Source organism: Segatella copri, assembly GCF_002224675.1.
Taxonomy (GTDB): domain Bacteria; phylum Bacteroidota; class Bacteroidia; order Bacteroidales; family Bacteroidaceae; genus Prevotella; species Prevotella copri_U.
Window position 1 is genome coordinate 72,895 of sequence record NZ_NMPZ01000015.1, and the last position, 23,093, is coordinate 95,987.

Here is a 23,093-nt window from a genome sequence, read left to right on the forward strand (position 1 = left end):
CAAGATGCGATAATTGAACTAACGGTATTACATAGTAACTCATATACAGAACAAAGGGGAAAGAATGAGTTCTCTTCCCCTTTGATCTGTATATAATCACTAAAATAACATGAGTCATCAGTTGCTAACTAACAACATCCTTTACAAATATTTACTAAAAACATATTAAAACACACTAATATTCAACAAAATAACATCAGATTCATAGTTTTATCCATATCTTTGCAGAAAAATAGAACATAATTGTGATGATATTTACCAATACGCTCATATCAAATCAAAACAGATGTAATGTACCCCATTACATCCTCAACTGCAGTCTTCGGAAATAATACCTATCTTGCTTGAGATAACATATTATTAACGAATTAAAAATTACATGGGTTTAATCATATTATATTTTTTAGGTGCTCTGTCACTATCCTTTTTATGCTCCGTCCTGGAGGCGGTGCTACTTTCTACTCCGATGTCGTTTATCTCGATGAAGGAGAATCAAGGCAACAAGACTGCCTCGTTGATGAAACAGTATAAAAACAACGTAGATCGCCCAGTGGGTGCCATTCTTTCGCTCAACACCATCGCCCACACCATCGGCTCTGCCGGCGTGGGTGCCGAGTCTATCAAACTCTTTGGCGAAGAATACTTCGGTATCATTTCCGCCATTCTCACCTTGCTGATTCTGGTGCTTTCTGAAATCATCCCGAAGACCATCGGTGCTTCTTACTGGCGCTCGCTGGCAATGCCATCCACCAAGATTATCCGGATACTCATCTTCATCACCTACCCTCTGGTACTGCTCTCAGAACTTATCACAAAGGTATTCACGCCTAAGAGCCACCAGGCTTCCATGAGCCGCGAAGAGGTTTCGGCCATGGTAGATGTAGGAACCACAGAAGGCATCTTCCGTGAATCGGAAAGCAAGATCATCAAGAGCTGCATCCGTCTGGCTGGAGTTAAGGCAAAAGAGGTGATGACACCATCCATCGTGGTAGAATCTGCTAATATGCATCTAACCACCAAGGAGTTTTACGAACTGAAGGAGTGGAATTTCTCACGCATTCCTGTATATGATAACAATAAGGACTATATCGTGGGCTACGTTCTGAAGGATGTGGTTCTCAAATCGGTTTCAGACGATGAATTTCAAACCCGATTATCCGAGCTGATGCGCCCGATACTTTCCTTCAACGAGGATGAATCGATATATCAGATTTGGGAAAAGATGTTGGAAAAGCGAGAGCACATCTCCATTATCGTAGATGAATACGGATGCCTTCGCGGCGTAGTTTCCATGGAGGATGTGATAGAAACGATGACGGGCGTGGAAATCGTAGATGAAGACGATGTTGCCGTGGATATGCAAGCCTTGGCTAAGGAAAAATCACGCCTGATGATGCAGAAAATGAAGTAATCGAGTAGGAGGTAAACACTAATCATAGGTGTTTATCTCCTATTTTTATGTTTACCGACCTCTCACATCACCGTACATGCGGTTCCGCATACGGCGGCTTCTTGCATCACGCAAGAAAACCGCCCTTTTCATTCTACATGGCAATAGAGAATACATACCCTATCGCTGAGATGAGATTTATGCTCTTTTTTATTGAGTTGAGATTTATGCTCTTTTTTATTGAGTTGTTTTATAACCCGAAATTGATATTCTATTTTACTTCTTTCTTCCCTGGGGTTACATCTTTCTGAAGAGAGAATACAACAGGGATGGTATATCTTACGTTTACCGGTTTACCATCCTGTGTACCAGGAGTCCAGTTAGGCATCGCCTTCACGATTCTCAAAGCCTCAGCATCCAGTTCGGGATCTACAGATTTTGCAATTCGGGCTTTGGAAACGCTACCATCCTGCTGAATGACAAAGGTTACAATCACACGGCCCTGCTTTTTGGCTTTGACGGCGGAAGCCGGATACTTGATGTTTGCAGCCAGATACTTCATCAGCACTTCCTGACCACCAGGAAATTGCGGCATTGTCTCTGTTACATCATAAACCACCTTCTTGGTTGTATCAGCTGGGGCTATCGCATCAGAAGCCTTTGCTTCCGCCTTCTGTTCAGCTTCCGACTTTGCCAATTCAGCAGCCTTAGCTTCTTCTGCCTTTTTGGCTTCTGCGGCAGCTTTTGCTTCTTCAGCCGTCGGATTCGCCACAACCACATCAGCATTCAGAGCCTGCTCAGCCTTCTGCTGAACCTCGGCTACTTCCGGAATCTGCTCGCCAATCTCACGAGCCACACTCTCGATGTTGCTCACCATAAGCAACGCTCCTGCTAAAGGTGCGAAAAGGAGGTACTTCGCCTTGCCTATTTCACTGGTTCTACGTTTGTTCATCATTTTAATTCTTTTTTTAAGAGGTAATAAATTAAAATTATTGGCAATCTTGGTCGATTCATTCGGCTGTCGATATGCCAAACCTAGAAGGTGATACTGATAGGATTTGCGCGCGTTGCCATCAGATAATACACTTTCATCGGCTAAATATTCCAAATTCATTCTTACTTCCTGCTTCATCAGCCAGGCAAACGGATTAAACCAGCAGGCGATGGAGAAAAGCTCGGAGAAGAGGGTATCCAGGGAATGGAGACCCGAAACATGGGTGCACTCGTGAACCATCACTTCGTGCAACTGCTTGCCCTCCAGGGTAGATGGATACATAAACACCCAGCGGAAGAAGGAGAACGGACTCCCCTCGCCTCTGAGAAGATGTACCGTAATGCCTTCCACCTCCTGCTTCCGGGAAATAACCGCAAGGCGGATGATACTGAAGAGCTGCCATACCAAACGCAATGAGAGAACGGCAACTCCTGCCCAATAGATGCCCAGCAGCATATCCATCCAGGTTATGCTGGGAGCCTGAGCCTTTACAACCACCACGGGATAAAACGTGTCGGCATATACATTCGCCATACTCGCCATCGTTGGTGTATCGCGCACCCAATATTCCAGATTGAGCGCCGGAACCATCAGGGCAACGGCATAAATAAGCCAGAGGGTAAGGCGGCGAAGACCGAAGAAGGTATCGCGGCTCACCGTGAGGCGATAAAAGCCATAAAGGAGTATCAGGGCTACATTGATTTTTATAAGATATATTGCCATACAGTTTCTGTTCTTTATATAAATTAGTTATTGAACTTTCGCATATTAGCTCCACACGCCCTGAAAGGGCAGAAGCTCCTAGCCCAGGCAACGCCCAGGGTTATTATGGGCGCAAACCTGTCGCCCTGTAAGGGCAAAAGCTTTCAATTACAGTTATTTATTCTTCCGAACTCTCAATTTCACGGATGATATCCTTGAGGTCCTCGGGACTGATTTTCTCGTCCTTGGCAAAGAAGGAAACCATTTCCTTGAAGGAATTCTTGAAGTAATTGTTCACGAAACCCGACAGGAACTTCCGCTTGTAATCACTCTCGGCAATGAGTGGAGAATAGACATAACCCTTACCATCCCGCTCCGCCTTGACATATTCCTTGCGCTTCAGATTGTTCACAATAGAAGCCACTGTAGTATAAGGTGGACGAGGTTCTGGCAACAGTTCCATAATCTGTTTCACGGCACATCGTCCCAATCGCCATATCCGAAGCATAATATCTTCTTCCTGATTCGTCAGCTTTTCCATATTTCTATCTTTATTCTTTTAAATTCAACATTCTTGTTTCTAAATCACGCCGCAAATCTACGAACTTTTCGTATAAACACAAAATAATCTGCGTTAAAAAACATAAATTCAGCTATATTTTAACGTTTTACGAGCTTTTCGTAATACTAAAACATAGAATATTACGAGTTTATCGTAGATTACATATAAAAAAGAACCAATATATAATAATATACGAACAGTGCCAGTGCAACAACATCTCCATCAAGAACATCCAGATGGATTGTGACAACTTCTTTGATGTTGGAAAGAGCGATAAATACCGCCTGGTAGATTTCACCTTCCAGGATATCACCTGCACCGACAAGAAGATGGCATTCGATGCCAACCTTATCGAAAACACCATAGCGAAGAAAGTGAATATCACTCCTCGCGAAAAGAGCAACGGATTGAAGACCACCGGCGATGCCGATGGGTTGAAATAACACATACATTTTATAGAAAGTAATATAGAATTGAGTACTGAAACGAGCTTTATTTGCAAGAATAAGGCTCGTTTTGTTTTTTTATATCCCTCCTTATTTCTTTTTATCTCTTAAAATTAGGCATTTCCAAATATTTTGCTTAATTTTGCCTGCAAAATAATTTTGAGTTAGAAAATGATTGATATAAAAGGTATAACCAAGAGCTTCGGCTCCCTGCAGGTGCTTAAGGGCATCGACCTGCATATTGACAAGGGCGAGGTGGTAAGTATCGTCGGACCGAGTGGTGCCGGCAAGACCACTCTTCTCCAGATTATCGGTACCCTCGACAAGCCAGATAGTGGCAGCATAGAGGTGGACGGCATTGATGTGCGCAGCCTCAGCACCAAGAAACTGAGCGATTTCCGCAACCAGCATCTCGGTTTCGTCTTCCAGTTCCATCAGCTTCTACCGGAGTTCACCGCCCTGGAGAACATCATGATTCCTGCCTTCATCGCCGGAAAGGGCAGAAAGGAAGCCAAGGAGCGTGCCGAGGAGTTATTGGAATTCATGGGCTTGAGCGATAGAGCCAGCCACAAACCTGCCGAGTTGTCAGGTGGTGAGAAACAGCGTGTAGCCGTGGCAAGAGCCCTGGTCAACAATCCAGCCGTCATCCTTGCCGATGAGCCATCAGGAAGTCTCGACACCAAGAACAAGGCTGAACTTCACCAGCTCTTCTTCGATCTCAGAGACAAGTTCGGCCAGACTTTCGTCATCGTTACCCACGATGAGGGTCTTGCTTCCATCACCGACCGCACCATCCATCTCAAGGATGGAATGATTGAGAAGACAGTGGAGGCAGGAGCTGCTGATAGCCAGGAAGAAACTGCTGATAACAATAAAGAAGTTTCTGCAGAAGAACCAGACTCATCCATAGATTGCATCTAAACGCCCTGAAAGGGCAGAAGCTCCTAGCCCAGGGCAACACCCTGGATAATTACGGACGCAAAACTGTCGCCCTGTAAGGGCAAAAGCATTTTATATTCTCGAAAATAACATTATATGGCAAAAAAGATAAAACTCGGCGATTACAATCGCCTTCGCATCGTAAAGAAAGTAGATTTCGGTCTGTATCTCGATGGTGGAGATGAGGGAGAAATCCTCCTTCCATCCCGCTACGTTCCTGAAGACGCTGGCATCGGCGACGAGCTGGATGTCTTCATCTATCTCGATCAGGATGAGCGCCTCATCGCTACCACCGAAACCCCATTGGCTAAAGTGGGCGACTTCGCCTATCTCGAAGTGAAATGGGTCAACGAATACGGAGCCTTCCTGGGCTGGGGCCTGATGAAGGACATCTTCTGCCCATTCCGCGAGCAGAAAAAGCGCATGGTGCTCGGCAACTCCTACATCGTGCATATCCACATCGACGAGGAGAGCTATCGCATCGTTGCCTCTGCCAAGATAGAGCGTTATCTCAACGAAGACCATCCTCACTACAAGCATGGCGATGAGGTGGATCTCCTCATCTGGCAGAAGACCGACCTCGGCTTCAAGGTTATCATCGACAACCAGTATCCGGGTCTCCTCTATCAGGATCAGATCTTCCAGTACATCCACACGGGTGACAAGATGAAGGGATACATCGGAAGAGTTCGCCCTGACGGAAAGATAGATGTCACCCTGCAGAAGACCGGTATTCAGCAGACAGCCGATTTCGCCGAAACCCTCTACCAGTATCTCCTGGACAACGACGGCGAGTGCAATCTTGGCGACAAGAGCGAAGCCGATGACATCTACGAGCGTTTCCACGTGAGCAAGAAGGTTTACAAGCGTGCCATTGGCGACCTCTACAAGAAGCGCCTCATCACCGTAAGCCCGATGAGCATCCGACTGGCAGAATAAAGATTTTTTAGATGTATATATATAATAAGGTGGACATTGCTATTCCCAAAAAGCATTGTCCACCTTAATTATATCGAAAGCAATAAGCTAATTGAATTATTCATACGCTTATGTTGCAAATCAGTGACAAAGATACGACTTTTTAGTATTACTTTATAGACAGATATGTTAAAACAAGCAGAACATAAAAAATAGTTTATGTATTGTTTGGTTATTAAAAGAGTTTTATGTACCTTTGCATCGTGATCAGCTAACATGATATACTACAATTTAAAATTCAACAAATGAATGAAGAAGAGTTAGAAAAGCAGATTAGAATAAAGAAAAAACTGCTTAGTGATTACATCAGATTGAGAGATGCATACAACATTGATGACGAAACTTATTGGAAGTTTACAGACAGCGTTTTAGACCAGCTTTCAGATCTGATTAAGAAAAGAAAAAAGAATTAAGAAATCCCATCCTTCGGGATTTGGGAGAGGATTAAAAACAAGATAAGATATGAATAATAACACAGATTTACTTAAAGAATACGCTTCTCTTGCAGGCAAGGAAGACGAAAAGAGCGAAACTCGAAAAACTGAGATCTTAAACTACATCAAATTACATGCTGATGATAGTGACAGAGAGGAGGCTAAGGCTTTCATAAACCAAAAGATGGAACAGCTTCAGAGTGAAGTTTTAACATTGCGTGACCAACTTGCAGAGGATGATTACAAGTTGCTGCCACTTAGATACATCGCACAGAAATACTTCGGCAAAAGTGCTGCATGGCTCTCCCAGCGTCTCAATGGCTCAGAGGTTCGTGGTCATGTTTACACGCTCAATGCAGAGCAGAAAAGCATTTTCAATCGTGCCGTTCAGGAGATAGGCCAACGCATCAGCTCTTTGCAGTTGGCATAGGGTTAACTTTATCACACAAACGTCCCCGACACGATTCCGTGCTGGGGACTTCTTATGCTTTTTGTCTTGCTTCCAAACCTCCAGTTTACTGATGATATTTCGTCTAAACATACGCATTTGTTGCAAATCAGGGGCAAAGATACTACTTTTTTGTTGCAAATCAGGGGCAACACCATTAAAGTTTGGTGTAAATCAGGGGCAAGATGTCTTTCCAAGAAACTTGTCATTGAAGATGACGTAAAGGAATGCAATGCAGAAATAGCAGCTTGCTGTATGTGGCATATGTCGTTCTATGGTTATTTGCCTTATCAACAAGACGAGTGCTTTGACGATATGTTTGATGGTATCGAAAAGAAGAAGATGCGTGCAAAGTTATACAGGGCAAAGTTTGCGGATGTCATTTCGAGCGGTAAAAAAGCATCGTAATCATCAAGCATTGAACGATATTTCTTGGAAAGCTTTCTAAGTTGTCGCTCAATTTTTTTCTGTATAAATCTTAACCTTCATACTACGCCTCCTCTTCCCGAAGTCTTCTCAACAAATCACGAGCATCCATCGGCTTAGTCCCATTCTTCTTATGAGCTTCCATTTCATCAAGAGCACGGTTGAGGCTTTCTGCCACATAGGCTTCCTGCTCTGCCTGGCTCATATTGGAAATACCAAAGAAAAGGATGAGAAATCATACTTTATCTTATTTTTTTCTCCTCACCCAGACCTTATGGCTGTGCTGACCCACAGAGCGGAGGGGAACAGTCTCGTCATAGGATATCTCCTTCAACTCCAATGAGGCGGCGGTGCGGCTCAGGTTGTTGATATAGGCATAGTCGGTAAGACCGATGAAGCCATTCTCATCGATGACATCCAGGGCTCGGGCGATCCGCTCCTCGCGGGTATATTTCTTTTTCAATATCAGTTTTACGCCACCCATATCCCGCTCCAGATCACGGTCGGCTGCCTGCTTCACAGACTTGATGAAATCGGGAGATGCCTTGAAGTTCACATCTCTTACGCCTACCTTGCGATAGGTCATCTTGTCGTCATCGCCCTGCATCTCCGTAGGCTTGTCATCCTCGAAACCCAAGGATAGAGAGAAGGTACCGAGGCCCTCCAGATTCACATTATAGCCCATGGAGAGCAACTCAACCAGTATTTCTTCCACATCCATCAGCACTGCCTCCGTGGTGCTTGCCGAAATACCACGATGATAACCCTGCATCCTTTCGATGAATTCCTTGCGAGATAGAGTCCGGTTGACTACCATCTTGGGATAAACCTTACGCTTGCCGGTATTATTTAAATCAGGCAGCTCCTGTAACTTGTACTTTGCCATATTATTTCCTCTCCTAATAGTAATTGATGTTATTACGAATAATAATTGTTTCTAATCCTAGTAGAAAGCTTCGTTCATAGCCTTTGAACCTATGTTCAAAGGCTTTGAATATAAGTTCAAAGGTTCTGAACTTAAGTTCAAAAGCTTTGAACATAACTTTCTCCACGGCAAAGATACAATTTTACCTAGAGATAAACAAGAATTGTTCAGGATTTAAACTAAATTAAACAAGGGAGCGGACTAAAGCATTGCCTAGTCCGCTCCCTTGTCTTCTAAGATATCATCTTTGATGTAAGAAAAGTAAAAAAGTACTATTTTGTTATATTACGAACGAAATGCGGAAAAGCTACTTCTCCTAATTCTGGTGCGTATTCAAAACCTTCGTAACTGAAGGCTGCCAATTCTTCTGGAGTAGCAAGTTGGTTACTCAGAATGTATCTCACCATAGCTCCACGGCAGGATTTAGCCCACACAGCCTGCATTTTCAGCCTACCATCCTTCTGGCGAACATAAAAGAGGGGCTGGATGACTTTCACTTCCCTGCAAATTCTCTTCCAATCAAACAGATGTTCATATTCTGCCGTAGAGAGATGGATAAGTATGCCATCGTCAGCTTTCACACTGTTGATAAGAACATCGGTCAGTTTATCTTTCCAAAATTGATTGATCGGCTTGTCGTTTGTAGCTTCAAGCGTCACGCAATGCTCCATACGATAAGGCACGATGCCATCCATCGGCCGAAGCAATCCATAGAGAAAGCAGGTAATCCAGAGATGTTTCTGGGCATACTGCAGGGATCCTTCTCCCAAAGTGTTGGCGCGTAGATGCTTATACGCCTGTCCATTGTAGGAAAGTATGGCAGGCATCTTCTCTGCAGCCATAAAATTATGATATCGTTTCCAGTTTTCCGAAGCTATCTTGTGGCTGCAATCAAGTTGCCTAGCCAATTCCTCTACGTCCAGCTTAGCCATTTCTGCAGCCAACATATCAGCCACAGATTGGAAAAGTGGCTTTGAAACAGCTGCCCTATCTGCCTTATCAAACATGATTTTGGCATTTGCCAATAATATCTGCATAATACGTTTATTTTAAAGGGTAACTCTTAATGATAGTTTTGCTGGCAAAGTTAATGAAAATATGGCAAAACTCAAAGAAAAGTTCAATAAAAGTATAATATATTATAAATAAGAATGCCATATTGTACTTTATCTTGCGAAATCTGAAAATATTTATTATTTTTGCAGAAAAGGGCTTGGAAAACATCCGTAAGCATGCAGAGGATTTCGTTGCCAAACGCCTTGCTCCTGCCGTGGATGTTTCTTCAAATGGCATCATATACCTGCCGGAAGACAGCTGACAAGAGAAGAACAGCAATATGCAGTAGCGGTATTGATGGCATGGATTGAAAAACAGATTTAAAAAAGCATGAAGTTTTGGCAGCAAAGTTTAAATTAATTATCCTTTAATGTCAATCTTACAGAGTCTTTTGCCAAGATTGGCAAAAACTGTTCACTCCAAATATACAAAACGGGTTGGCACGCAACTTGCTTCTACATAGAGTGAAAGCCGAAGCCGAAAGGGCAAGGGGAACGATAAGAACCCTAAGTAATGACATTTGAGGGTTTCTTGAAATCCTTGAGCCTCGAAAGCCGAAGCGATCATTATTAAAAAGGATAAATTAAAAACAATGAGAAATCCCGACAGAGCCGGAAGGCGAAGAGAGGATGAGAAAAATAGAATTTGGAGGTTTTACATTATGTTGTTAGCTCGTAGAAATAACAGTGTTTCAAATTGGTTGAACAGTTGGTTTAATGACAACTTCTTTGATACAAGCTTGATGCCACACATGAACGCCACAGCTCCTGCAGTCAACGTCAAGGAAAGTGCTACAGCTTACACGATGGAGGTTGCAGCTCCTGGTTTGAAGAAAGATATGGTCAAGATGAACATCGACAAGGATGGCTATCTGAATGTATCCATCGAGAACAAGGATGAGAAGAAGGAGGAGAAGAAGGAAGAGCATTACTTGCGTCGTGAGTTCTCTTACAGCAGCTACTCTCAGAGTTACGCTTTGCCAGAGGATGCTGATCAGGAGAAGATTTCCGCTGAGGTCAGTGACGGTGTCTTGAAGATTGAGATTCCTAAGACAGCCAAAGAGGAGAAGAAAGACGATGTTAAGCACATTGAGGTTAAGTAATCTTTCTTAAAGTGCTATGCAGCTTTCAAGATGACATTCATTGCATCGAGAAAATAATTAAAACGGAGGGCTAGTCCTGATAATGGGGCTGGCCTTTTTTTTGAATTTATGAATTTAATATAGGAAAAGATCTAGGATGATAAGAATATTTATTTCACTTGTTTTCTGTCTGATGTCAGCCTTTGCCTTAAACCCACTTATAATATGCAAATATACACCATAAACTTCATTATAAGATGGGTTAGTCTAAAGTTTTATAGATAATTAAGGATATGTTTTCAAAGTTATAAGCTCACTTATCCTACTTCACTCTTAAAGCAGAGAGATGACTTTTTATTCAAAAAATCTCATCATCCAGGATCCATGGTATGAAGCCAACATTAATCAAGCGAGAAAACATCAGATACCAGTTGGCTCCTACCATTTTCTTTCTAAGATGCCTGCAGTAATGCAGTTTGAAAACTTTCGTTCAGTGTATGATAAGGAGAGGCAGGATCTTCTACCTGTAGTGGATGCTGAAGATGATGGAACCAAGGGACTCAGCAAGAGTGAGATCCAACTTCTTCTGAAAACATTCTGCAAGCTCTGTAAATCCTATTATGGACATACACCTATTATATATTGTAGCGAGAGTTATTTCAAGGATTACCTGAGTCCGGAATTTGATAACTACTATCTCTGGATTGCCAGTTATGATCATGAACCGGTATTGCCAGGTAAACCTCACTATGACATCTGGCAGTTCAGCAAACATGGCAGAGTTCCAGGGGTGTGGAATTGGGTCGATTTGAATCGGTTTGCCAAGAATAGAAGCCTTGGGGATTTTCGGATCAAACAGTAAAACAATTAGCATAAAATACAGAAGTCTGCCGGTATCACTGCCAGCAGACTCCCCTTTTCCTAACTGAACTAAAAATCTTGTCAAGTATCTACTAATTATGCAATTCCTTTGCTTGTGCAGTATGTATGAGTTCATGATTAAGACTCTCCTTTGATAGCTTTTCACAAGTAATGATAATGCCATATAGATTGATGGCATAAAATCGTCTCATGAATGATCTCTTCTTGATTTTGATAATTTTACTCATGATATGCCAGATTACAAAGTTCATCAAGGAAGTTCACCATCATGCTACCATTGCCTCTAGAAATGGCAGCAGCTCTTTCTCCTGCAATGCCCATGGCTTTCATGGCATGAACAGATGCATCAAATGGATTAGGGTTTACTGAAAGGAAAGCTCCTATGATACCAGTGGCTGCACAACCCATGGCCGTAACCTTGCCCATCATAGGATGCCCCTCATGAACATAAGCTACTTTTTTACCATCCGTGATGATGTCTGTAGCACCGGTAATAACGATGATGCATGCCAGTTTCCTGGCAAGAATTTGGGCCTGTTCCTCAACCTCAGAAGTTTCAAGATGGCTGTCCACTCCCTGCATTCCTATCTGATGCGAGTATAATGATCGTATTTCACTGGCATTACCCTTGATGACTGCTGGCTGGCATTGAAGGATGATCTTTGATGCAGTATCCATTCGAAATCTAGTGGCACCTACTCCAACCACATCAAATACAATTGGAATTCTGCTTTTAGAAGCTGCTTTACCTGCGAGTAGCATTGAGTGTGCTGTCGCGCTTTCCAAAATGCCCAGATTAAGTGCTAAGGCATTGCTCTTACTACAGATTTCCTCCACCTCTTCCTGGGCGCGTGCCATGATTGGGGATGCCCCAATTGCCAGTAGGCTATTTGCCACAAAGTTCATGGCAACATAATTGGTTATGTTATGTATGAGAGGATGTTGCTCTTCTATCAAACGTAAATCTCTATCCATTTTCATATCTATTTTAATATACACTGTAACCATTATCCCTGCACCATTGCTTGGCATGCTCAAAGCCTTGGGCTGTAGATCAATAATTTGGTTGCAAAGATACAACTTTTAAGTAGAAAACTATCATAAATGAATATAAAAAGGAAAGGCAGCTGCAGACATCTTTCAAATGCCTACAACTGCCTTTCTTTATCTATTATATAGAACTACTGTTTAAATTCTCTCAAATTGAAAGAAGAACCGCTTGTTAAGCGAAGTCCTTCATGTTAGATCTTGCACCATACTCTGCGCAGGCTGCAACGATCATTGCTAAAATCATACCTACAACTAACATACTCTTATCCTTTCTCTATTTATCTGTTATCCTAATCTTTATCCATTTCAAATCAACTTCATTGAAGCATGCTTAGATGCCTCTCAAAGGTTGATTACTTGCCGAGGCTAATCTTCTTGTTGACATTTACAACCTCTGCAAAAAGAGCAGCTACAACTGCCAGTGTCATTCCTAATACCATCATAATTGTTACCCTTTCTTTCTTTAATTATTCGTTATTCAATCTTTTCGAGTGCAAAGGTAATGCCTTTTTGTGTGCGCACACATTTTTTTTTAAGAGAAAACTTCAAAAAAAGGGAGATTTCTTGATTTTCATCAAATTATGTCCTGCGGAAATGGTCAATTTGGCAGGAATTATGTTTTGTGAACCAGACTTCCTGTCACGATCATCTGCATCTGTTCGACATTTGCCTTGTTGATTTCGCGATCAAGGAAAAGTAACACGAAATGTTAAATCTTAAGAAAACAGAAACAATTTCCAACTAAAATTACTATCTTTGCAAACAATAAGCATAAAATAACTATAACACTTTAAAAACAAGGCAACATGAGAAAAGTAATCTTAACCACTATGACGCTGCTGACAGCAGTAACGATGTCAGCTTCTTCTGAGAAGAATCCCATCAAGGTTAACCAGGTTGGCTATTTGACCCATGAAAGCAAGATAGCAACCATAGAGCCGGAGGCAAAGACCAAAAGCTTCCTCATCAGAGACCAAGAGGGTAAAACCGTCTGGCGCACAAAACATGCAACCACCAAGAAATCCCCATTCTCCAGCAAGATCCGCCAGGAGATAGACTTCTCCTCTATCACCAAGCCTGGCAGGTATACCCTGGTAGCAGGAAGACATCAACAAAGTTTCATCATTTCCTGCGATTCCTATACGAAAGCCTTGAAAGCATCCATCAAAGGCTACTACTATCAGCGTTCAGGGGAGAGCTTGGAAAGAAAGTATGCTGGCGAGTATGCACGCCCGGCAGCTCACCTGGACACTCATGTCATGGTGCATCCTTCGGCAGCAAGCCCTAAAAGACCGGCGGGAACCATCATCTCTTCTCCCAAGGGATGGTACGATGCTGGCGACTATAACAAGTATATCGTCAATTCAGGATTTACCCTCGGACTGATTCTGCAGTCCTATCAGCTCCATCAGGATAGATTCAATTCTCTCAATCTTCAAATTCCAGAATCCGACAATAAGATACCGGATATCCTGGATGAGATGATGTATAACCTGGAGTGGATGCTCACCATGCAGGATCCAACCGATGGAGGAGTATATCATAAACTCACCACCCCTAACTTTGAGGGATTCGTGATGCCAGAAGACTGCAAGCAGCAACGCTATGTGGTACAGAAAACCACCACCGCTGCTCTCGACTTTGCTGCCAGCATGGCACTGGCCGCCAGAATCTACCAAAGATTCCCTGAGTTCCAAAGCTTCTGCCGACAAGCCATAGAATCAGCAGAAAGAGCATACGCATGGGCAGTGAAACACCCCACTGTCTATTATGACCAGGATGGAAACAACAAGAAATTCTCACCAGCCATCCATACGGGTGGTTATGGTGACAACCACACAGAAGACGAATTCTTCTGGGCAGCTACAGAACTATACTTCACGACTTCTGAAACATCCTACCTGGAACAGGCAAAACAGTTTGTTCCGGATGAATTCAGCATTCCATCCTGGGGTAACGTGGCAGGTCTGGGCATCTTCCAATGGGTAAACCAGGAACTCCTTGGCACACCTGATGCCGGCAAGCTCCCTATGAAAGAGATCAAAGAATCCCTTAAGAAAAAATGTGATGAGGATATCCAAGAACTGGCTACCTCTTCATTCCACAGTATCTTCGGCAACAGCGCCCAAGACTTCCACTGGGGAAGCAACTCTGAAAGCTGCCTGGGAAGAGGCATTGCCCAAATGTACGAGTATGCCCTGACAAAGGACAGCAAGTATAGGCAAGCCGCCCTTTCTACCTTAGATTATTTCTTTGGACGTAACGCCACAGGCTATTGCTACCTGACAGGCTTCGGCACCCAGAGGGTCATGAATATCCACCACCGTATCTCTGCAGCCGACAATATCAAGGAGCCAGTACCTGGTCTTGTGGCTGGAGGAGCCAACAAGGGACAGGAAGATGCCGAATTCGTACCAGCCTATGCTTCCAATATTCCAGATGAATCCTACCAGGATAACGTTGGCAGCTATGCCTCAAACGAAATTGCCATCAACTGGAACGCCTATCTGGTGTCCCTGCTTGGATGGATAAACTAACAGCAAATTGGAGATTATCTGTATAAAGACCAAAAGAGGGTGCGTCATGGACTTATGACACACCCTCTCCAAACTTTCATGAACAATATCTGTAAGGAAGAGCTTCAGATACCAAAATGCTTCTGATATTCATCTATAATGAAGCTATCCACCCATTTGTAATAGGCATCCACTTCCTTCGTTGGATAACTCTTGGAACTTCTGATCTTATCAATCAACACTTCACCTCGAGAAACAATCTCACTCTCAATCGGCTCTATCAGCTGTAGGATACCAGTACCCTTTTTGTTGATGAGCTGAGCAATATCGATGTAATTGCTTCTGCTCTTGGTACGAAGAGGAAACAATCGCTCCTTGAGCTTAAAACCATAATGACATAACAAACTACCTCCGTCTTCCCCTTTAAGTACCACCTTTGGAAGTACACCGGAAGGAGTGATCATCAGTGGTATGGCGACAGTGGCAAGAGGAGAACCGATGATGTTCCATCCTATGGTAAACAAAGGATTCTCTCCTTCCTTTACACCCTGTATCAATTCTGCAGAAGCAGTAAGATAGCGGGGAATATAATCTATGAAGGGAAAGAACTTCTGCAGGGAATCATCTTCCGGCTCCAGGTCATTCAAATCAATGTGGGTCAATCCATGCTTCAGTAAACGTGGTACAGTACGCAATATATGCACGGCATCCAGATTATTTGAGAAACTTGCCTGTGTCATATACTCATTGATGGCCATGTAGCGCTCTACTCCTGCATCCAGCTTTCTGTCACCAATAAAACCATGGTTGGTCCTAATGAGATATCCGTAAGGAGCAACCGATGGGTCATTACAATCAAACTTCTTCCATTGATTGACTCCCACCTCATAGTAGGCACAACCACCCTCGGCATCTATGACACCGAAGTTGGAATTGGAGTTCCTGGGACTGATGCTGTCTATCAGGTTCTCAAAATCCTGAACGGTGGCACAGATTTCCAGGGCTCTTCTCATGATGATGCCATCCTTCTCGTCACTTATCTTACTATCGCCATTCAGATTGTAGGCAGCAGTGTTGATGATGGCAAATCCCTTCTCATTATGCCCTGACCATACACTCTCCGGCAAGGAATCAGAAGCAGAGGCCACAGCAATATACCTGTACTTCTCTCCCTTTCGCTGAACAATCAGGTTATCCAAGGATGGAGTATCACGGTTCTTCAAAATGAAAGGCCTACCATCCTTGGAAACCTTACCCGATACTAGAACTGAGGTACATGCCTTTATATTATTATAATAAGGTGAAGTACCCAATAGCAACATCGCAACCAATACAATTAATATTCTAACCATACTCTTTTAAATCTTTAATGAAACCATTTTCTTTTCGGATGCAAAAATACTAAAAAAATCCGAGAAGAGCAATACCAAGAATAAGTTAATCTCTCCTACCACAAATCTGCTATACAAATACAAAAATGAAGCAAAAAAGCTACAAAATCACACTCTCTACCACAAATATGTGATGAGAACTACCCCTTGTAGGGGAGTCAATATACCACCAGAAGGTGATTGCCCATATGCGGAAAACTCCGTACCTTTGCACTCAGAAAAAATAATTCACTCATTTAAATTAAAAGGAGATAAGATATGAAACGAATGTGTTACAAATCATAATTTAAAGAGGTACCTTGCTTAACATAAAGCTCTAACGCAGCCTAAGGAGAATAAGAGAGGTTGGAACGTAAACAGTTGGGAATGAGCAGATTTGCACAAAGTTGCCAAATCGGCATAAAGCAAGCGAGTGAGGAATATTGAAGTAGTTCAGTTACTAAATCGTGAGCCACAGTTACCTATGCAAAGCAGGTAACAATGCGGAAAGGCAACTTTGTGCATCAACGGATTTTATTGCACTGATTCTCAATGATTTGCGTATCAAGGAACGCTTACAAAATGATTATATTTGCACACTCAAAATGTAAGCGTTATGAAAATCGAAAAATTCAAGGTGTTGCTCTACCTAAAAAAGAGCGGATTGGACAAGAATGGAAAAGCTCCCATCATGGGACGCATCACGGTGAACAGGACTATGGCGCAGTTCTCCTGCAAGTTGTCTTGCACTCCATCGCTTTGGAATCCTCGTGCCAGCCGATTGGAGGGCAAGAGCAAGGAAGCCGTGGAAACCAACAAGGACATCGGGCAGTTGTTGCTTTCCATCCAAAAGGCTTTCGATATGCTTGTGGAAAAGAGAACGGACTTCGAGGCTAAGGATGTCAAGGAGGCTTTGCAGGGCAGCGTCAAGACACAGACCACCCTTCTCTCCTTCGTGGACGAGCATATCAGTGAACTCAGCACCCATGAGGGCATCGATATGTCGAAGAGCAGTGTCTGGACTTACAGAAAGATTCGCAAGAATCTCGCTGAGTTCATCGGGGAGAAGTATAGGTTGACTGATTTTGCTTTCGGACAGCTGACCGAGCCTTTCATCAGTGATTTTCACCATTACTTGCTTGACGAGAAAGGCTTTTCATCAGGAACCATCACCATCTATGTGTCGCTCTTCAAGAAGATGTGCCGCATCGCCTTTGAGCGAGGCTTGTGCAAGAACCTGCTGTTCGCCCATTATCGGGTTGGCACTCCAAGGGTTACGACACCCAAGGCTCTCAGCATGTCTGATTTCATAAAAATCCGTGATGCGGAACTGCCCGAAGACAAGCCGAGACTATCCGTTAGCCGTGACATGTTTCTTTTCGCCTGCTATGCAGGAACAGCCTTCATAGACACCGTTTCCATCACGAAAGCCAATGTCAAGGTGTTGGAGGATGGCGACAAATGGCTCATCTATAACCGCAAGAAGACCGGAACACTTGCCAGGGTGAAACTCCTGCCCGAGGCGTTGGAGCTGATGGCGAAATACGAGGACGGGGCAAGAGATACCCTTTTCCCATTGCTGAGCACGAATCGTGTTCGTATCGACCTCATCACCATCTGCAAGTTGGCGGAAACGAGCAAGACCTATTCCTACCATTCGGGACGACACTCGTTCGCCAGCCTCATTACGCTGGAGGCTGGTGTGCCGATGGAGACCATCTGCAAGATGCTCGGTCACAAGGATGTGAAGATGACGCAGCGGTATGCGAGAGTAACCCAAAAGAAGCTGTTTGAGGACATGGACAAGTTCATCGCTGCAACCGAGAAGGACTTCGTTCTCGCATTATGAACAAGGCTTTCAACTTTTCTTTTTACAGTTTCAACTACATTATTATATTATAAGGACAACAACTATGAGCAGAAGTACATTTTCAATTTTGCCTTACATCAACAGACAGAAGGTGAAGGCAGACGGAACAGCCAACATACTTTGCCGCATCACCGTTGACGGCAAAAGTGCAGCCATTTCCACAGGCATATCCTGTACCCCACAGGAGTGGAACGCCAAGAAGGGAGAGGTACGGAACGTAAGGGACAACGGACGATTGGCAAGTTTCCTTGCTGAGGTCAAGGATAAATACAACTCACTTCTTACCACCAATGGCATCATCACCGTGGAAATGCTGAAGGCTGTGTTGAAGGACAAGGACACGACAGGAAGGTTCTTGCTGAACTTTGGTGATACCATCGTGGAATGGTATCGAACCTCAAAAGCCAGACAAACCTTTCTGCACAAGCGGACATGGCAGAAGAACCTGAGAGCCTTTGTCCATTCGTTGGATAAGGATGACATCGCCTTTGAGGACATAGACGAGAATTTCGGGGAGGAATACAAGCTATTCCTGAAACGAGACCAGGGACGTATCGACAGCTACGTGAACCATTGCCTTCTCTGGCTGAACATGTTGATGTACAAGGCAGTGGACAGGAGCATTATCCGCTTCAATCCCATAGCCAAGATAGGGTATGAGAAGAAGGCAGCCCCGAAGATGACCCATATCAGCAAGGCAGACTTCATCAGGATGCTCTCTACCCCGATGGCTGACGAGCGAACGGAGCTTGCACGCAGATGTTTCATTTTTGCCTCGATCACCTCCTTATCCTATATAGATGTAAAGAAACTGTACCCTCACCATATCAGTGAGAACTCCGAGGGTAGGAAGTTCATCCGCAAGGAAAGAGAGAAGACAGGCGTGGAGTTCTTCGTGCCGCTCCATCCGATAGCCGAGAAGATTCTTTCGCTCTACAATACCACGGACGACAGCAAGCCTGTTTTTCCACTGGGTGAGAAGAAAGACATCTATCTTGATGTGCATACCCTTGGAATGGTGCTTGGCATAAGTAATAAGTTGGGATTCCACGCCAGCCGCCATACATTCGGAGTCTTGATGCTCAACGAGGACATTCCCATCGGCAGCATAGCCAAGATGATGGGACACGCAGACATCACAAGCACACAGGTCTATGCGCAGGTGACGGAGCAGAAGATTTCAAATGACATGGATAAGCTTATTGCCAAGCGAGAAAGGAACAGATTATCGAACGAAAAAACTATTGGAAAATGAACAGAGGAGTTATAACTATCAGCGAGAGCGGAACGGTATCCATGCCGACCGATACTGTATGGATGACCATGCAGGAGATTGCCGACATGTATAATGTATTCGGCTGCTATGTGCGCAAGGCTGTCAAGGCTATATTCAAGGACGGCATTCTGAAAGTGCATAGTGTGCGCCGTCATGTCAGGAAGAACGACCGCATCAGCTATGATGTGTATAGCCTTGAACTCGTCATTGCGGTAGCCTTCCGTATTGACAGCATTGAGAGCAGAGCCTTTCGGGAGTTCATCATGCAGTCCGTCATCGGCAGACAGACAAGCCGCACTAAACTGGTCTGTATCTTTACAGAGAACGCAATGGCATAGACCTGCCATAAAGCAACGTTCCTTGGAGGCTTTGCGCCTCCAGCCACTTGGGCGAACCACCGCAGTGTGTTTTAGCATGGTATTAGATTTATACAGGTAACACAAATGATACCCGGCAAACACGACCAACTCGGTATAGCCAATAAAACGAGGCGACAACCTATAACAGCCACGCTCGGTAAGTTATACGTTGTCGCCTTGTTCATTTCACCCCACTCATCAAGGACATGTATTTCTCCTACAAGCCCTTCATTCTGTACGCCTCACGATAGTTAGCCATCAGAATCTTCTGAATGTCGGACTCGCGGTAGAGTATCTTTCCGCCAAGCTGGATATACGGGATGACACCGTTGTTTCGGTAGTCCTGCAGGGTTCTTCGGCTCAGTTGCAGCCTGGCACAAAGCTCCTTGTCCGTCATGAAGCGCTCACCGCCAAGCATGGGGCGGTAGTTCATCACGGCACGTTCAAAATTGTCAACCATTCGGTTGAGGTGGTTCACGATGTGGTTCATCCACTCGCTGTTTCTTGTCATTACTTCATTGCTCATAGTTGTCTCGTTTTATTGTTGATACTTACGTTACTCGGTTTACTTGCTGCTTTGGATTAAGTGGCTGTTGTATATTGACAGCCTAACCTGTGCGCTTGCGAAAGCGCATGTCCTTTTTCTTGTCCTCCACTACTGCTACGATAGCCATCACGTCCTCCGGCTTGTAGTAGGTCTTGTGGCTGATTTGCGTATAAGCCAAAGTTCCGTTGTCCCGAAGCGTCTGTACTGTACGTGGGCAGATGTTGAGTGTCTGACACACGTCCTGCGTGTCGAGCCACTTGTTCATGGTCTTGTCCTCACTGCGCTCACGGATTCTGTCCATGCGCTTCACGAAGTTCTCCAACTGGGCATCAAGATAGTTGAATGCCTCTTCCTCGAATACGATGAATCCCATACTTTTCTTTTTTCTAAGTTAATACTATGTTATATGTCGCAAAGCTCCACGCATATGCTGTGCTCCACGTTTGTGAGTGCAAAGATAAGGCACGGCAATCTAAAAACAAGCGTTTTCAATTTCTGTGGCAGTATGTTGCCGGGGGTTGCCGACTTCAACGCCAAAAACAACAAGAAAAACTTGCACGACTGCAACGAATACATGAACAATGATGAGTTGAGAAATACGTTGAAGTTCTCACAACTATCTCGGTATGCAAATAAGCAAGCCACAACTAAATTGCCACGTTACACCCAATCAGTTGCATGGCTGCACTCAGTACACTTACTTTGCACCCGACAATCGGTCAATGGTGCAAACCGTGACCACTATACTAACAAATAAAACAGCATAAGCTATGGCAAGAACAAAAGATGTAGTCTTGGCTCCTGAGCAAAAGGAGCTGATGGAAAAAGAGTATTTGGATTTTGTTAAACCATCTACGTATGGCAACAAAGCCAATCCAAGTAGTTGTAATTCTCTCTATGATGATGTAGAGAACCCAGAGTTGAGAGCAATTGTAGAGAAAGTTGCTGCAACAACTCCCTATAGAGAGGAAACATCAACGAACGAGGCTCAATCGCCACCGAATCCGCTGAAGCGCATCAGTGGCAAGCAGCGCAAGGCGACATTGGAGGAGTATCAGCAGACCTTCCTCCAGGTTCCAAGGATTGACGACCGCAAGCCGGTCTTCGTCAGTTCCGATGTACGAGACCGTCTTGATCGTGTCGTCCGCATCCTCGGAGGGAGACGCATGAGCGTATCGGGCATCATCGAGAACATCGTGCGCCACCACCTAAGCCTTTATGAAGAGGACTTCGAGGCTTGGCGCAAATTGTGAGAATTAAGGTCTGCGACCTTGGACGTGGATAGCTGAAAGGCTGTAGTTCCAACTAACGTGTTCTGAGAGGGAGCGAGGTTATGTTTTGGGAACCCCAAAACGCCTCGCTCCACCATGAGGGCGGAGAAATTTTGCTCCCGGCGGTCGCAGAAAGTAAGTGTACCAACTGTAAACAGTATATCGAATGACAAGCATACATGAACAGGACAAGAAAAAGGGCGGAAGACCGCCCGCAGGCAGGGTTCGCAAGCTGTCGAAGTCTGTCACGGTGAAGTTCTCGAAACCAAGCTACGAGGCATTGAGACTGAGGGCGAGAAAAGCCAACCGCAAGTTGGCGGAGTACATCCGTGAGTCCGCCTTGAACGGCGAGGTGGTGAGCGGACACAACACAGAGACGGTTGCCATTGCCAAGAACCTCATCGGTATGGCTAACAATCTCAACCAACTTACCAAGCTGTCGCATCAGAGAGGTTTCCATGAAACCCATGTATATGTGGTGGACTTGTTGAGAAGATTGAAAGAAATCCTTGGCGAGTATCGCCAAGCAAGTTATAAACCGAAGCCAAGCAGTATGGGCAGAAAGGAGGATACCACATGATAGGCAAGCTAAAGAAAGGTGCATCTTTTGGTGGTTGCGTCCGCTACGTGACAGGCAAGGACGAGGCGAAAATCCTTGCATCCGATGGAGTGTTACTCGGCACGAATGCCGAGATAGTACAAAGTTTTGAGCTGCAAAGACAGCTAAATCCAAGGATTAAGAAGCCTGTGGGACACATTGCACTCAGTTTCAAGCCCGGGGACAAGCCACGTTTGACGGATGAATTCATGGCTAAGATAGCCCTTGAATACATGCAGATGATGGGGATAAAAGATACTCAATTCATCATCGTAAGGCATCACAACACCGACAATCCACATTGTCATATCGTGTATAACCGCATCAATAACGAGGGCAAGCTCATATCAGACAGGAATGATTACAGGCGTAATGAGCAAGTGACCAAGGCTCTTAAATCCAAGTATGGGCTTACTTACGGAACTGACAAGAGCAAGACTAACACTCGCAAATTACGCAATGCTGAGCGTGCCAAATACGAGATTCACAATGCAGTCAAGGATGCCTTGAAAGTCGTAGAAAATTGGCATAAGTTCAAGAATGAACTTGCAAAGCGAGGTGTTCACTTGGAGTTAGTCTATAAGGACAAGAAGAGAACCAAGGTGCAAGGTATCCGTTTCTGCAAGGATGGATATAGTTTCAAGGGGACACAGATTAGCCGAGACTATAGCTTTGGCAAACTGAATGCGAGATTTGAGGGAATGGAGAAACACGTTTCATCAAGAGACAACTCTACTCTGCAATACGAGCAAGGCTATCACAAGAGCAACGATGAGCCATCCATGTCGGATAGCAGCCAAGACCTTTGGTACGGCATTTCTTCCATTGGACTTTTTGCTCCAGCTAATGCTCAGACCTTTGAGTCATTCCCAGAGGATGAATCAGCCAAGAAGAAAAAGAAGAAACGCAGAAGAGGCTTTAGCCTTTGATGCAAGTTACAAACCAAACAACATCAGAAATATGAAAGAAGAAA

General features: G+C 44.2%; 26 protein-coding genes. 17 read left to right on the forward strand and 9 right to left on the reverse strand.

The features are described from left to right. Positions 1 to 379: 379 nt before the first annotated feature. The gene (locus CFT61_RS10255) at positions 380 to 1,411 is read left to right on the forward strand and encodes a CNNM domain-containing protein (protein WP_089544336.1); all 1,032 of its coding nucleotides are present in this window, start codon (positions 380 to 382) and stop codon (positions 1,409 to 1,411) included. A 250-nt stretch (positions 1,412 to 1,661) separates the two neighbouring features. Here the strand turns inward: CFT61_RS10255 and CFT61_RS10260 are convergent, their stop codons facing one another. Beyond that, positions 1,662 to 3,107: a M56 family metallopeptidase gene (locus tag CFT61_RS10260; RefSeq protein ID WP_089544337.1), complete on the reverse strand. Its 1,446-nt coding sequence runs from the start codon at positions 3,105 to 3,107 to the stop codon at positions 1,662 to 1,664. Positions 3,108 to 3,264: 157 nt separating this feature from the next. Beyond that, a complete protein-coding gene (locus CFT61_RS10265; RefSeq protein ID WP_089544338.1) occupies positions 3,265 to 3,627 on the reverse strand; it encodes a BlaI/MecI/CopY family transcriptional regulator in 363 nt (120 codons plus the stop codon). A 257-nt stretch (positions 3,628 to 3,884) separates the two neighbouring features. Here CFT61_RS10265 and CFT61_RS10270 point away from each other — a divergent pair, with 257 nt between their 5' ends. The 6 genes from CFT61_RS10270 (at position 3,885) to CFT61_RS10290 (ending at position 7,301) form a co-directional block, all read left to right on the forward strand. Continuing rightward, on the forward strand, positions 3,885 to 4,091 hold the full coding sequence (locus CFT61_RS10270; RefSeq protein ID WP_006848306.1) for a hypothetical protein: 207 nt from the start codon (positions 3,885 to 3,887) through the stop codon (positions 4,089 to 4,091). A 174-nt stretch (positions 4,092 to 4,265) separates the two neighbouring features. Then, positions 4,266 to 5,015, forward strand: coding sequence for an ABC transporter ATP-binding protein (locus tag CFT61_RS10275; protein ID WP_089544339.1), 750 nt, complete (start codon positions 4,266 to 4,268; stop codon positions 5,013 to 5,015). A 114-nt stretch (positions 5,016 to 5,129) separates the two neighbouring features. After that, complete coding sequence (locus tag CFT61_RS10280; protein ID WP_089544340.1) at positions 5,130 to 5,972, forward strand: CvfB family protein; 843 nt, start codon at positions 5,130 to 5,132, stop codon at positions 5,970 to 5,972. A 284-nt stretch (positions 5,973 to 6,256) separates the two neighbouring features. After that, positions 6,257 to 6,424 (forward strand): hypothetical protein, encoded by a 168-nt coding sequence (locus CFT61_RS16980; protein ID WP_006848309.1) that lies wholly within the window; start codon positions 6,257 to 6,259, stop codon positions 6,422 to 6,424. Positions 6,425 to 6,473: 49 nt separating this feature from the next. Further along, a complete protein-coding gene (locus tag CFT61_RS10285) occupies positions 6,474 to 6,875 on the forward strand; it encodes a DUF5053 domain-containing protein (protein ID WP_006848310.1) in 402 nt (133 codons plus the stop codon). A gap of 54 nt (positions 6,876 to 6,929) precedes the next feature. Beyond that, positions 6,930 to 7,301 (forward strand): hypothetical protein, encoded by a 372-nt coding sequence (locus tag CFT61_RS10290; RefSeq protein WP_089544341.1) that lies wholly within the window; start codon positions 6,930 to 6,932, stop codon positions 7,299 to 7,301. Positions 7,302 to 7,383: 82 nt separating this feature from the next. Here CFT61_RS10290 and CFT61_RS16985 read toward each other — a convergent pair whose 3' ends face one another. The 3 genes from CFT61_RS16985 to CFT61_RS10300 form a co-directional block, all read right to left on the reverse strand. Beyond that, positions 7,384 to 7,524: a hypothetical protein gene (locus tag CFT61_RS16985; RefSeq protein ID WP_176425574.1), complete on the reverse strand. Its 141-nt coding sequence runs from the start codon at positions 7,522 to 7,524 to the stop codon at positions 7,384 to 7,386. A gap of 42 nt (positions 7,525 to 7,566) precedes the next feature. Next, positions 7,567 to 8,205 carry a hypothetical protein gene (locus CFT61_RS10295; protein ID WP_089544342.1) on the reverse strand — a complete coding sequence of 213 codons (639 nt, stop codon included), beginning with the start codon at positions 8,203 to 8,205 and terminating at the stop codon, positions 7,567 to 7,569. Positions 8,206 to 8,516: 311 nt separating this feature from the next. Then, positions 8,517 to 9,281, reverse strand: coding sequence for a YaaA family protein (locus CFT61_RS10300; RefSeq protein ID WP_089544343.1), 765 nt, complete (start codon positions 9,279 to 9,281; stop codon positions 8,517 to 8,519). Between the two features lie 259 nt (positions 9,282 to 9,540). Between CFT61_RS10300 and CFT61_RS17280 the strand changes: the two genes are divergently transcribed. From CFT61_RS17280 to CFT61_RS10315, 3 genes are all read left to right on the forward strand, one after another. Next, positions 9,541 to 9,624: a hypothetical protein gene (locus CFT61_RS17280; protein WP_254918939.1), complete on the forward strand. Its 84-nt coding sequence runs from the start codon at positions 9,541 to 9,543 to the stop codon at positions 9,622 to 9,624. 337 nt (positions 9,625 to 9,961) lie between these two features. Then, the gene (locus CFT61_RS10310; RefSeq protein ID WP_089544344.1) at positions 9,962 to 10,402 is read left to right on the forward strand and encodes an Hsp20/alpha crystallin family protein; all 441 of its coding nucleotides are present in this window, start codon (positions 9,962 to 9,964) and stop codon (positions 10,400 to 10,402) included. 325 nt (positions 10,403 to 10,727) lie between these two features. Further along, positions 10,728 to 11,243, forward strand: coding sequence for a glycoside hydrolase family 25 protein (locus tag CFT61_RS10315; RefSeq protein WP_089544345.1), 516 nt, complete (start codon positions 10,728 to 10,730; stop codon positions 11,241 to 11,243). 239 nt (positions 11,244 to 11,482) lie between these two features. Here CFT61_RS10315 and thiM read toward each other — a convergent pair whose 3' ends face one another. Next, positions 11,483 to 12,295, reverse strand: a complete 813-nt coding sequence (gene thiM / locus CFT61_RS10320) for a hydroxyethylthiazole kinase (RefSeq protein WP_367379340.1) — start codon at positions 12,293 to 12,295, stop codon at positions 11,483 to 11,485. Between the two features lie 824 nt (positions 12,296 to 13,119). On the opposite strand from thiM, the gene CFT61_RS10325 reads away from it, so the two are divergent. Then, positions 13,120 to 14,850, forward strand: a complete 1,731-nt coding sequence (locus CFT61_RS10325; protein ID WP_254918937.1) for a glycoside hydrolase family 9 protein — start codon at positions 13,120 to 13,122, stop codon at positions 14,848 to 14,850. A gap of 104 nt (positions 14,851 to 14,954) precedes the next feature. On the opposite strand, the gene CFT61_RS10330 is transcribed toward CFT61_RS10325, so the two are convergent. Beyond that, on the reverse strand, positions 14,955 to 16,181 hold the full coding sequence (locus tag CFT61_RS10330) for a carcinine hydrolase/isopenicillin-N N-acyltransferase family protein (protein ID WP_254918938.1): 1,227 nt from the start codon (positions 16,179 to 16,181) through the stop codon (positions 14,955 to 14,957). A 634-nt stretch (positions 16,182 to 16,815) separates the two neighbouring features. On the opposite strand from CFT61_RS10330, the gene CFT61_RS10335 reads away from it, so the two are divergent. From CFT61_RS10335 to CFT61_RS10345, 3 genes are all read left to right on the forward strand, one after another. Next, on the forward strand, positions 16,816 to 18,048 hold the full coding sequence (locus CFT61_RS10335; protein ID WP_089544348.1) for a site-specific integrase: 1,233 nt from the start codon (positions 16,816 to 16,818) through the stop codon (positions 18,046 to 18,048). A gap of 64 nt (positions 18,049 to 18,112) precedes the next feature. After that, positions 18,113 to 19,324 carry a site-specific integrase gene (locus tag CFT61_RS10340; RefSeq protein WP_089544349.1) on the forward strand — a complete coding sequence of 404 codons (1,212 nt, stop codon included), beginning with the start codon at positions 18,113 to 18,115 and terminating at the stop codon, positions 19,322 to 19,324. Continuing rightward, positions 19,321 to 19,683 (forward strand): hypothetical protein, encoded by a 363-nt coding sequence (locus CFT61_RS10345; RefSeq protein ID WP_089544350.1) that lies wholly within the window; start codon positions 19,321 to 19,323, stop codon positions 19,681 to 19,683. The genes CFT61_RS10340 and CFT61_RS10345 overlap by 4 nt, the downstream gene beginning before the upstream one ends. A 238-nt stretch (positions 19,684 to 19,921) precedes the next feature. Here CFT61_RS10345 and CFT61_RS10350 read toward each other — a convergent pair whose 3' ends face one another. Beyond that, the gene (locus CFT61_RS10350) at positions 19,922 to 20,230 is read right to left on the reverse strand and encodes a helix-turn-helix domain-containing protein (RefSeq protein WP_008145366.1); all 309 of its coding nucleotides are present in this window, start codon (positions 20,228 to 20,230) and stop codon (positions 19,922 to 19,924) included. An 82-nt stretch (positions 20,231 to 20,312) separates the two neighbouring features. Then, positions 20,313 to 20,624 (reverse strand): helix-turn-helix domain-containing protein, encoded by a 312-nt coding sequence (locus CFT61_RS10355; RefSeq protein ID WP_008656559.1) that lies wholly within the window; start codon positions 20,622 to 20,624, stop codon positions 20,313 to 20,315. A gap of 397 nt (positions 20,625 to 21,021) precedes the next feature. Here CFT61_RS10355 and CFT61_RS10365 point away from each other — a divergent pair, with 397 nt between their 5' ends. The 3 genes from CFT61_RS10365 (at position 21,022) to CFT61_RS10375 (ending at position 23,049) form a co-directional block, all read left to right on the forward strand. Beyond that, a complete protein-coding gene (locus tag CFT61_RS10365; RefSeq protein ID WP_089544352.1) occupies positions 21,022 to 21,504 on the forward strand; it encodes a DUF3408 domain-containing protein in 483 nt (160 codons plus the stop codon). Positions 21,505 to 21,688: 184 nt separating this feature from the next. Next, positions 21,689 to 22,102 carry a plasmid mobilization protein gene (locus CFT61_RS10370; protein WP_089544353.1) on the forward strand — a complete coding sequence of 138 codons (414 nt, stop codon included), beginning with the start codon at positions 21,689 to 21,691 and terminating at the stop codon, positions 22,100 to 22,102. Further along, positions 22,099 to 23,049, forward strand: a complete 951-nt coding sequence (locus CFT61_RS10375; protein WP_089544354.1) for a relaxase/mobilization nuclease domain-containing protein — start codon at positions 22,099 to 22,101, stop codon at positions 23,047 to 23,049. The genes CFT61_RS10370 and CFT61_RS10375 overlap by 4 nt, the downstream gene beginning before the upstream one ends. The last annotated feature ends 44 nt before the right edge of the window (positions 23,050 to 23,093 follow it).

Coding starts and splice junctions, on each gene's coding strand:
- CFT61_RS10375 (WP_089544354.1), top strand. CDS start 22,099: ATGATAGGCAAGCTAAAGAAAGGTGCATCTTTTGGTGGTTGCGTCCGC.
- CFT61_RS10350 (WP_008145366.1), bottom strand. CDS start 20,230: ATGAGCAATGAAGTAATGACAAGAAACAGCGAGTGGATGAACCACATC.
- CFT61_RS10285 (WP_006848310.1), top strand. CDS start 6,474: ATGAATAATAACACAGATTTACTTAAAGAATACGCTTCTCTTGCAGGC.
- CFT61_RS10300 (WP_089544343.1), bottom strand. CDS start 9,281: ATGCAGATATTATTGGCAAATGCCAAAATCATGTTTGATAAGGCAGAT.
- CFT61_RS10330 (WP_254918938.1), bottom strand. CDS start 16,181: ATGGTTAGAATATTAATTGTATTGGTTGCGATGTTGCTATTGGGTACT.
- CFT61_RS10370 (WP_089544353.1), top strand. CDS start 21,689: ATGACAAGCATACATGAACAGGACAAGAAAAAGGGCGGAAGACCGCCC.
- CFT61_RS10310 (WP_089544344.1), top strand. CDS start 9,962: ATGTTGTTAGCTCGTAGAAATAACAGTGTTTCAAATTGGTTGAACAGT.
- thiM (WP_367379340.1), bottom strand. CDS start 12,295: ATGCCAAGCAATGGTGCAGGGATAATGGTTACAGTGTATATTAAAATA.
- CFT61_RS10355 (WP_008656559.1), bottom strand. CDS start 20,624: ATGGGATTCATCGTATTCGAGGAAGAGGCATTCAACTATCTTGATGCC.
- CFT61_RS10255 (WP_089544336.1), top strand. CDS start 380: ATGGGTTTAATCATATTATATTTTTTAGGTGCTCTGTCACTATCCTTT.
- CFT61_RS10265 (WP_089544338.1), bottom strand. CDS start 3,627: ATGGAAAAGCTGACGAATCAGGAAGAAGATATTATGCTTCGGATATGG.
- CFT61_RS10260 (WP_089544337.1), bottom strand. CDS start 3,107: ATGGCAATATATCTTATAAAAATCAATGTAGCCCTGATACTCCTTTAT.
- CFT61_RS10270 (WP_006848306.1), top strand. CDS start 3,885: ATGGATTGTGACAACTTCTTTGATGTTGGAAAGAGCGATAAATACCGC.
- CFT61_RS10365 (WP_089544352.1), top strand. CDS start 21,022: ATGGCAAGAACAAAAGATGTAGTCTTGGCTCCTGAGCAAAAGGAGCTG.
- CFT61_RS10275 (WP_089544339.1), top strand. CDS start 4,266: ATGATTGATATAAAAGGTATAACCAAGAGCTTCGGCTCCCTGCAGGTG.
- CFT61_RS10325 (WP_254918937.1), top strand. CDS start 13,120: ATGAGAAAAGTAATCTTAACCACTATGACGCTGCTGACAGCAGTAACG.
- CFT61_RS10280 (WP_089544340.1), top strand. CDS start 5,130: ATGGCAAAAAAGATAAAACTCGGCGATTACAATCGCCTTCGCATCGTA.
- CFT61_RS10340 (WP_089544349.1), top strand. CDS start 18,113: ATGAGCAGAAGTACATTTTCAATTTTGCCTTACATCAACAGACAGAAG.
- CFT61_RS10345 (WP_089544350.1), top strand. CDS start 19,321: ATGAACAGAGGAGTTATAACTATCAGCGAGAGCGGAACGGTATCCATG.
- CFT61_RS16980 (WP_006848309.1), top strand. CDS start 6,257: ATGAATGAAGAAGAGTTAGAAAAGCAGATTAGAATAAAGAAAAAACTG.
- CFT61_RS10290 (WP_089544341.1), top strand. CDS start 6,930: ATGCTTTTTGTCTTGCTTCCAAACCTCCAGTTTACTGATGATATTTCG.
- CFT61_RS10315 (WP_089544345.1), top strand. CDS start 10,728: ATGACTTTTTATTCAAAAAATCTCATCATCCAGGATCCATGGTATGAA.
- CFT61_RS10295 (WP_089544342.1), bottom strand. CDS start 8,205: ATGGCAAAGTACAAGTTACAGGAGCTGCCTGATTTAAATAATACCGGC.
- CFT61_RS16985 (WP_176425574.1), bottom strand. CDS start 7,524: ATGAGCCAGGCAGAGCAGGAAGCCTATGTGGCAGAAAGCCTCAACCGT.
- CFT61_RS10335 (WP_089544348.1), top strand. CDS start 16,816: ATGAAAATCGAAAAATTCAAGGTGTTGCTCTACCTAAAAAAGAGCGGA.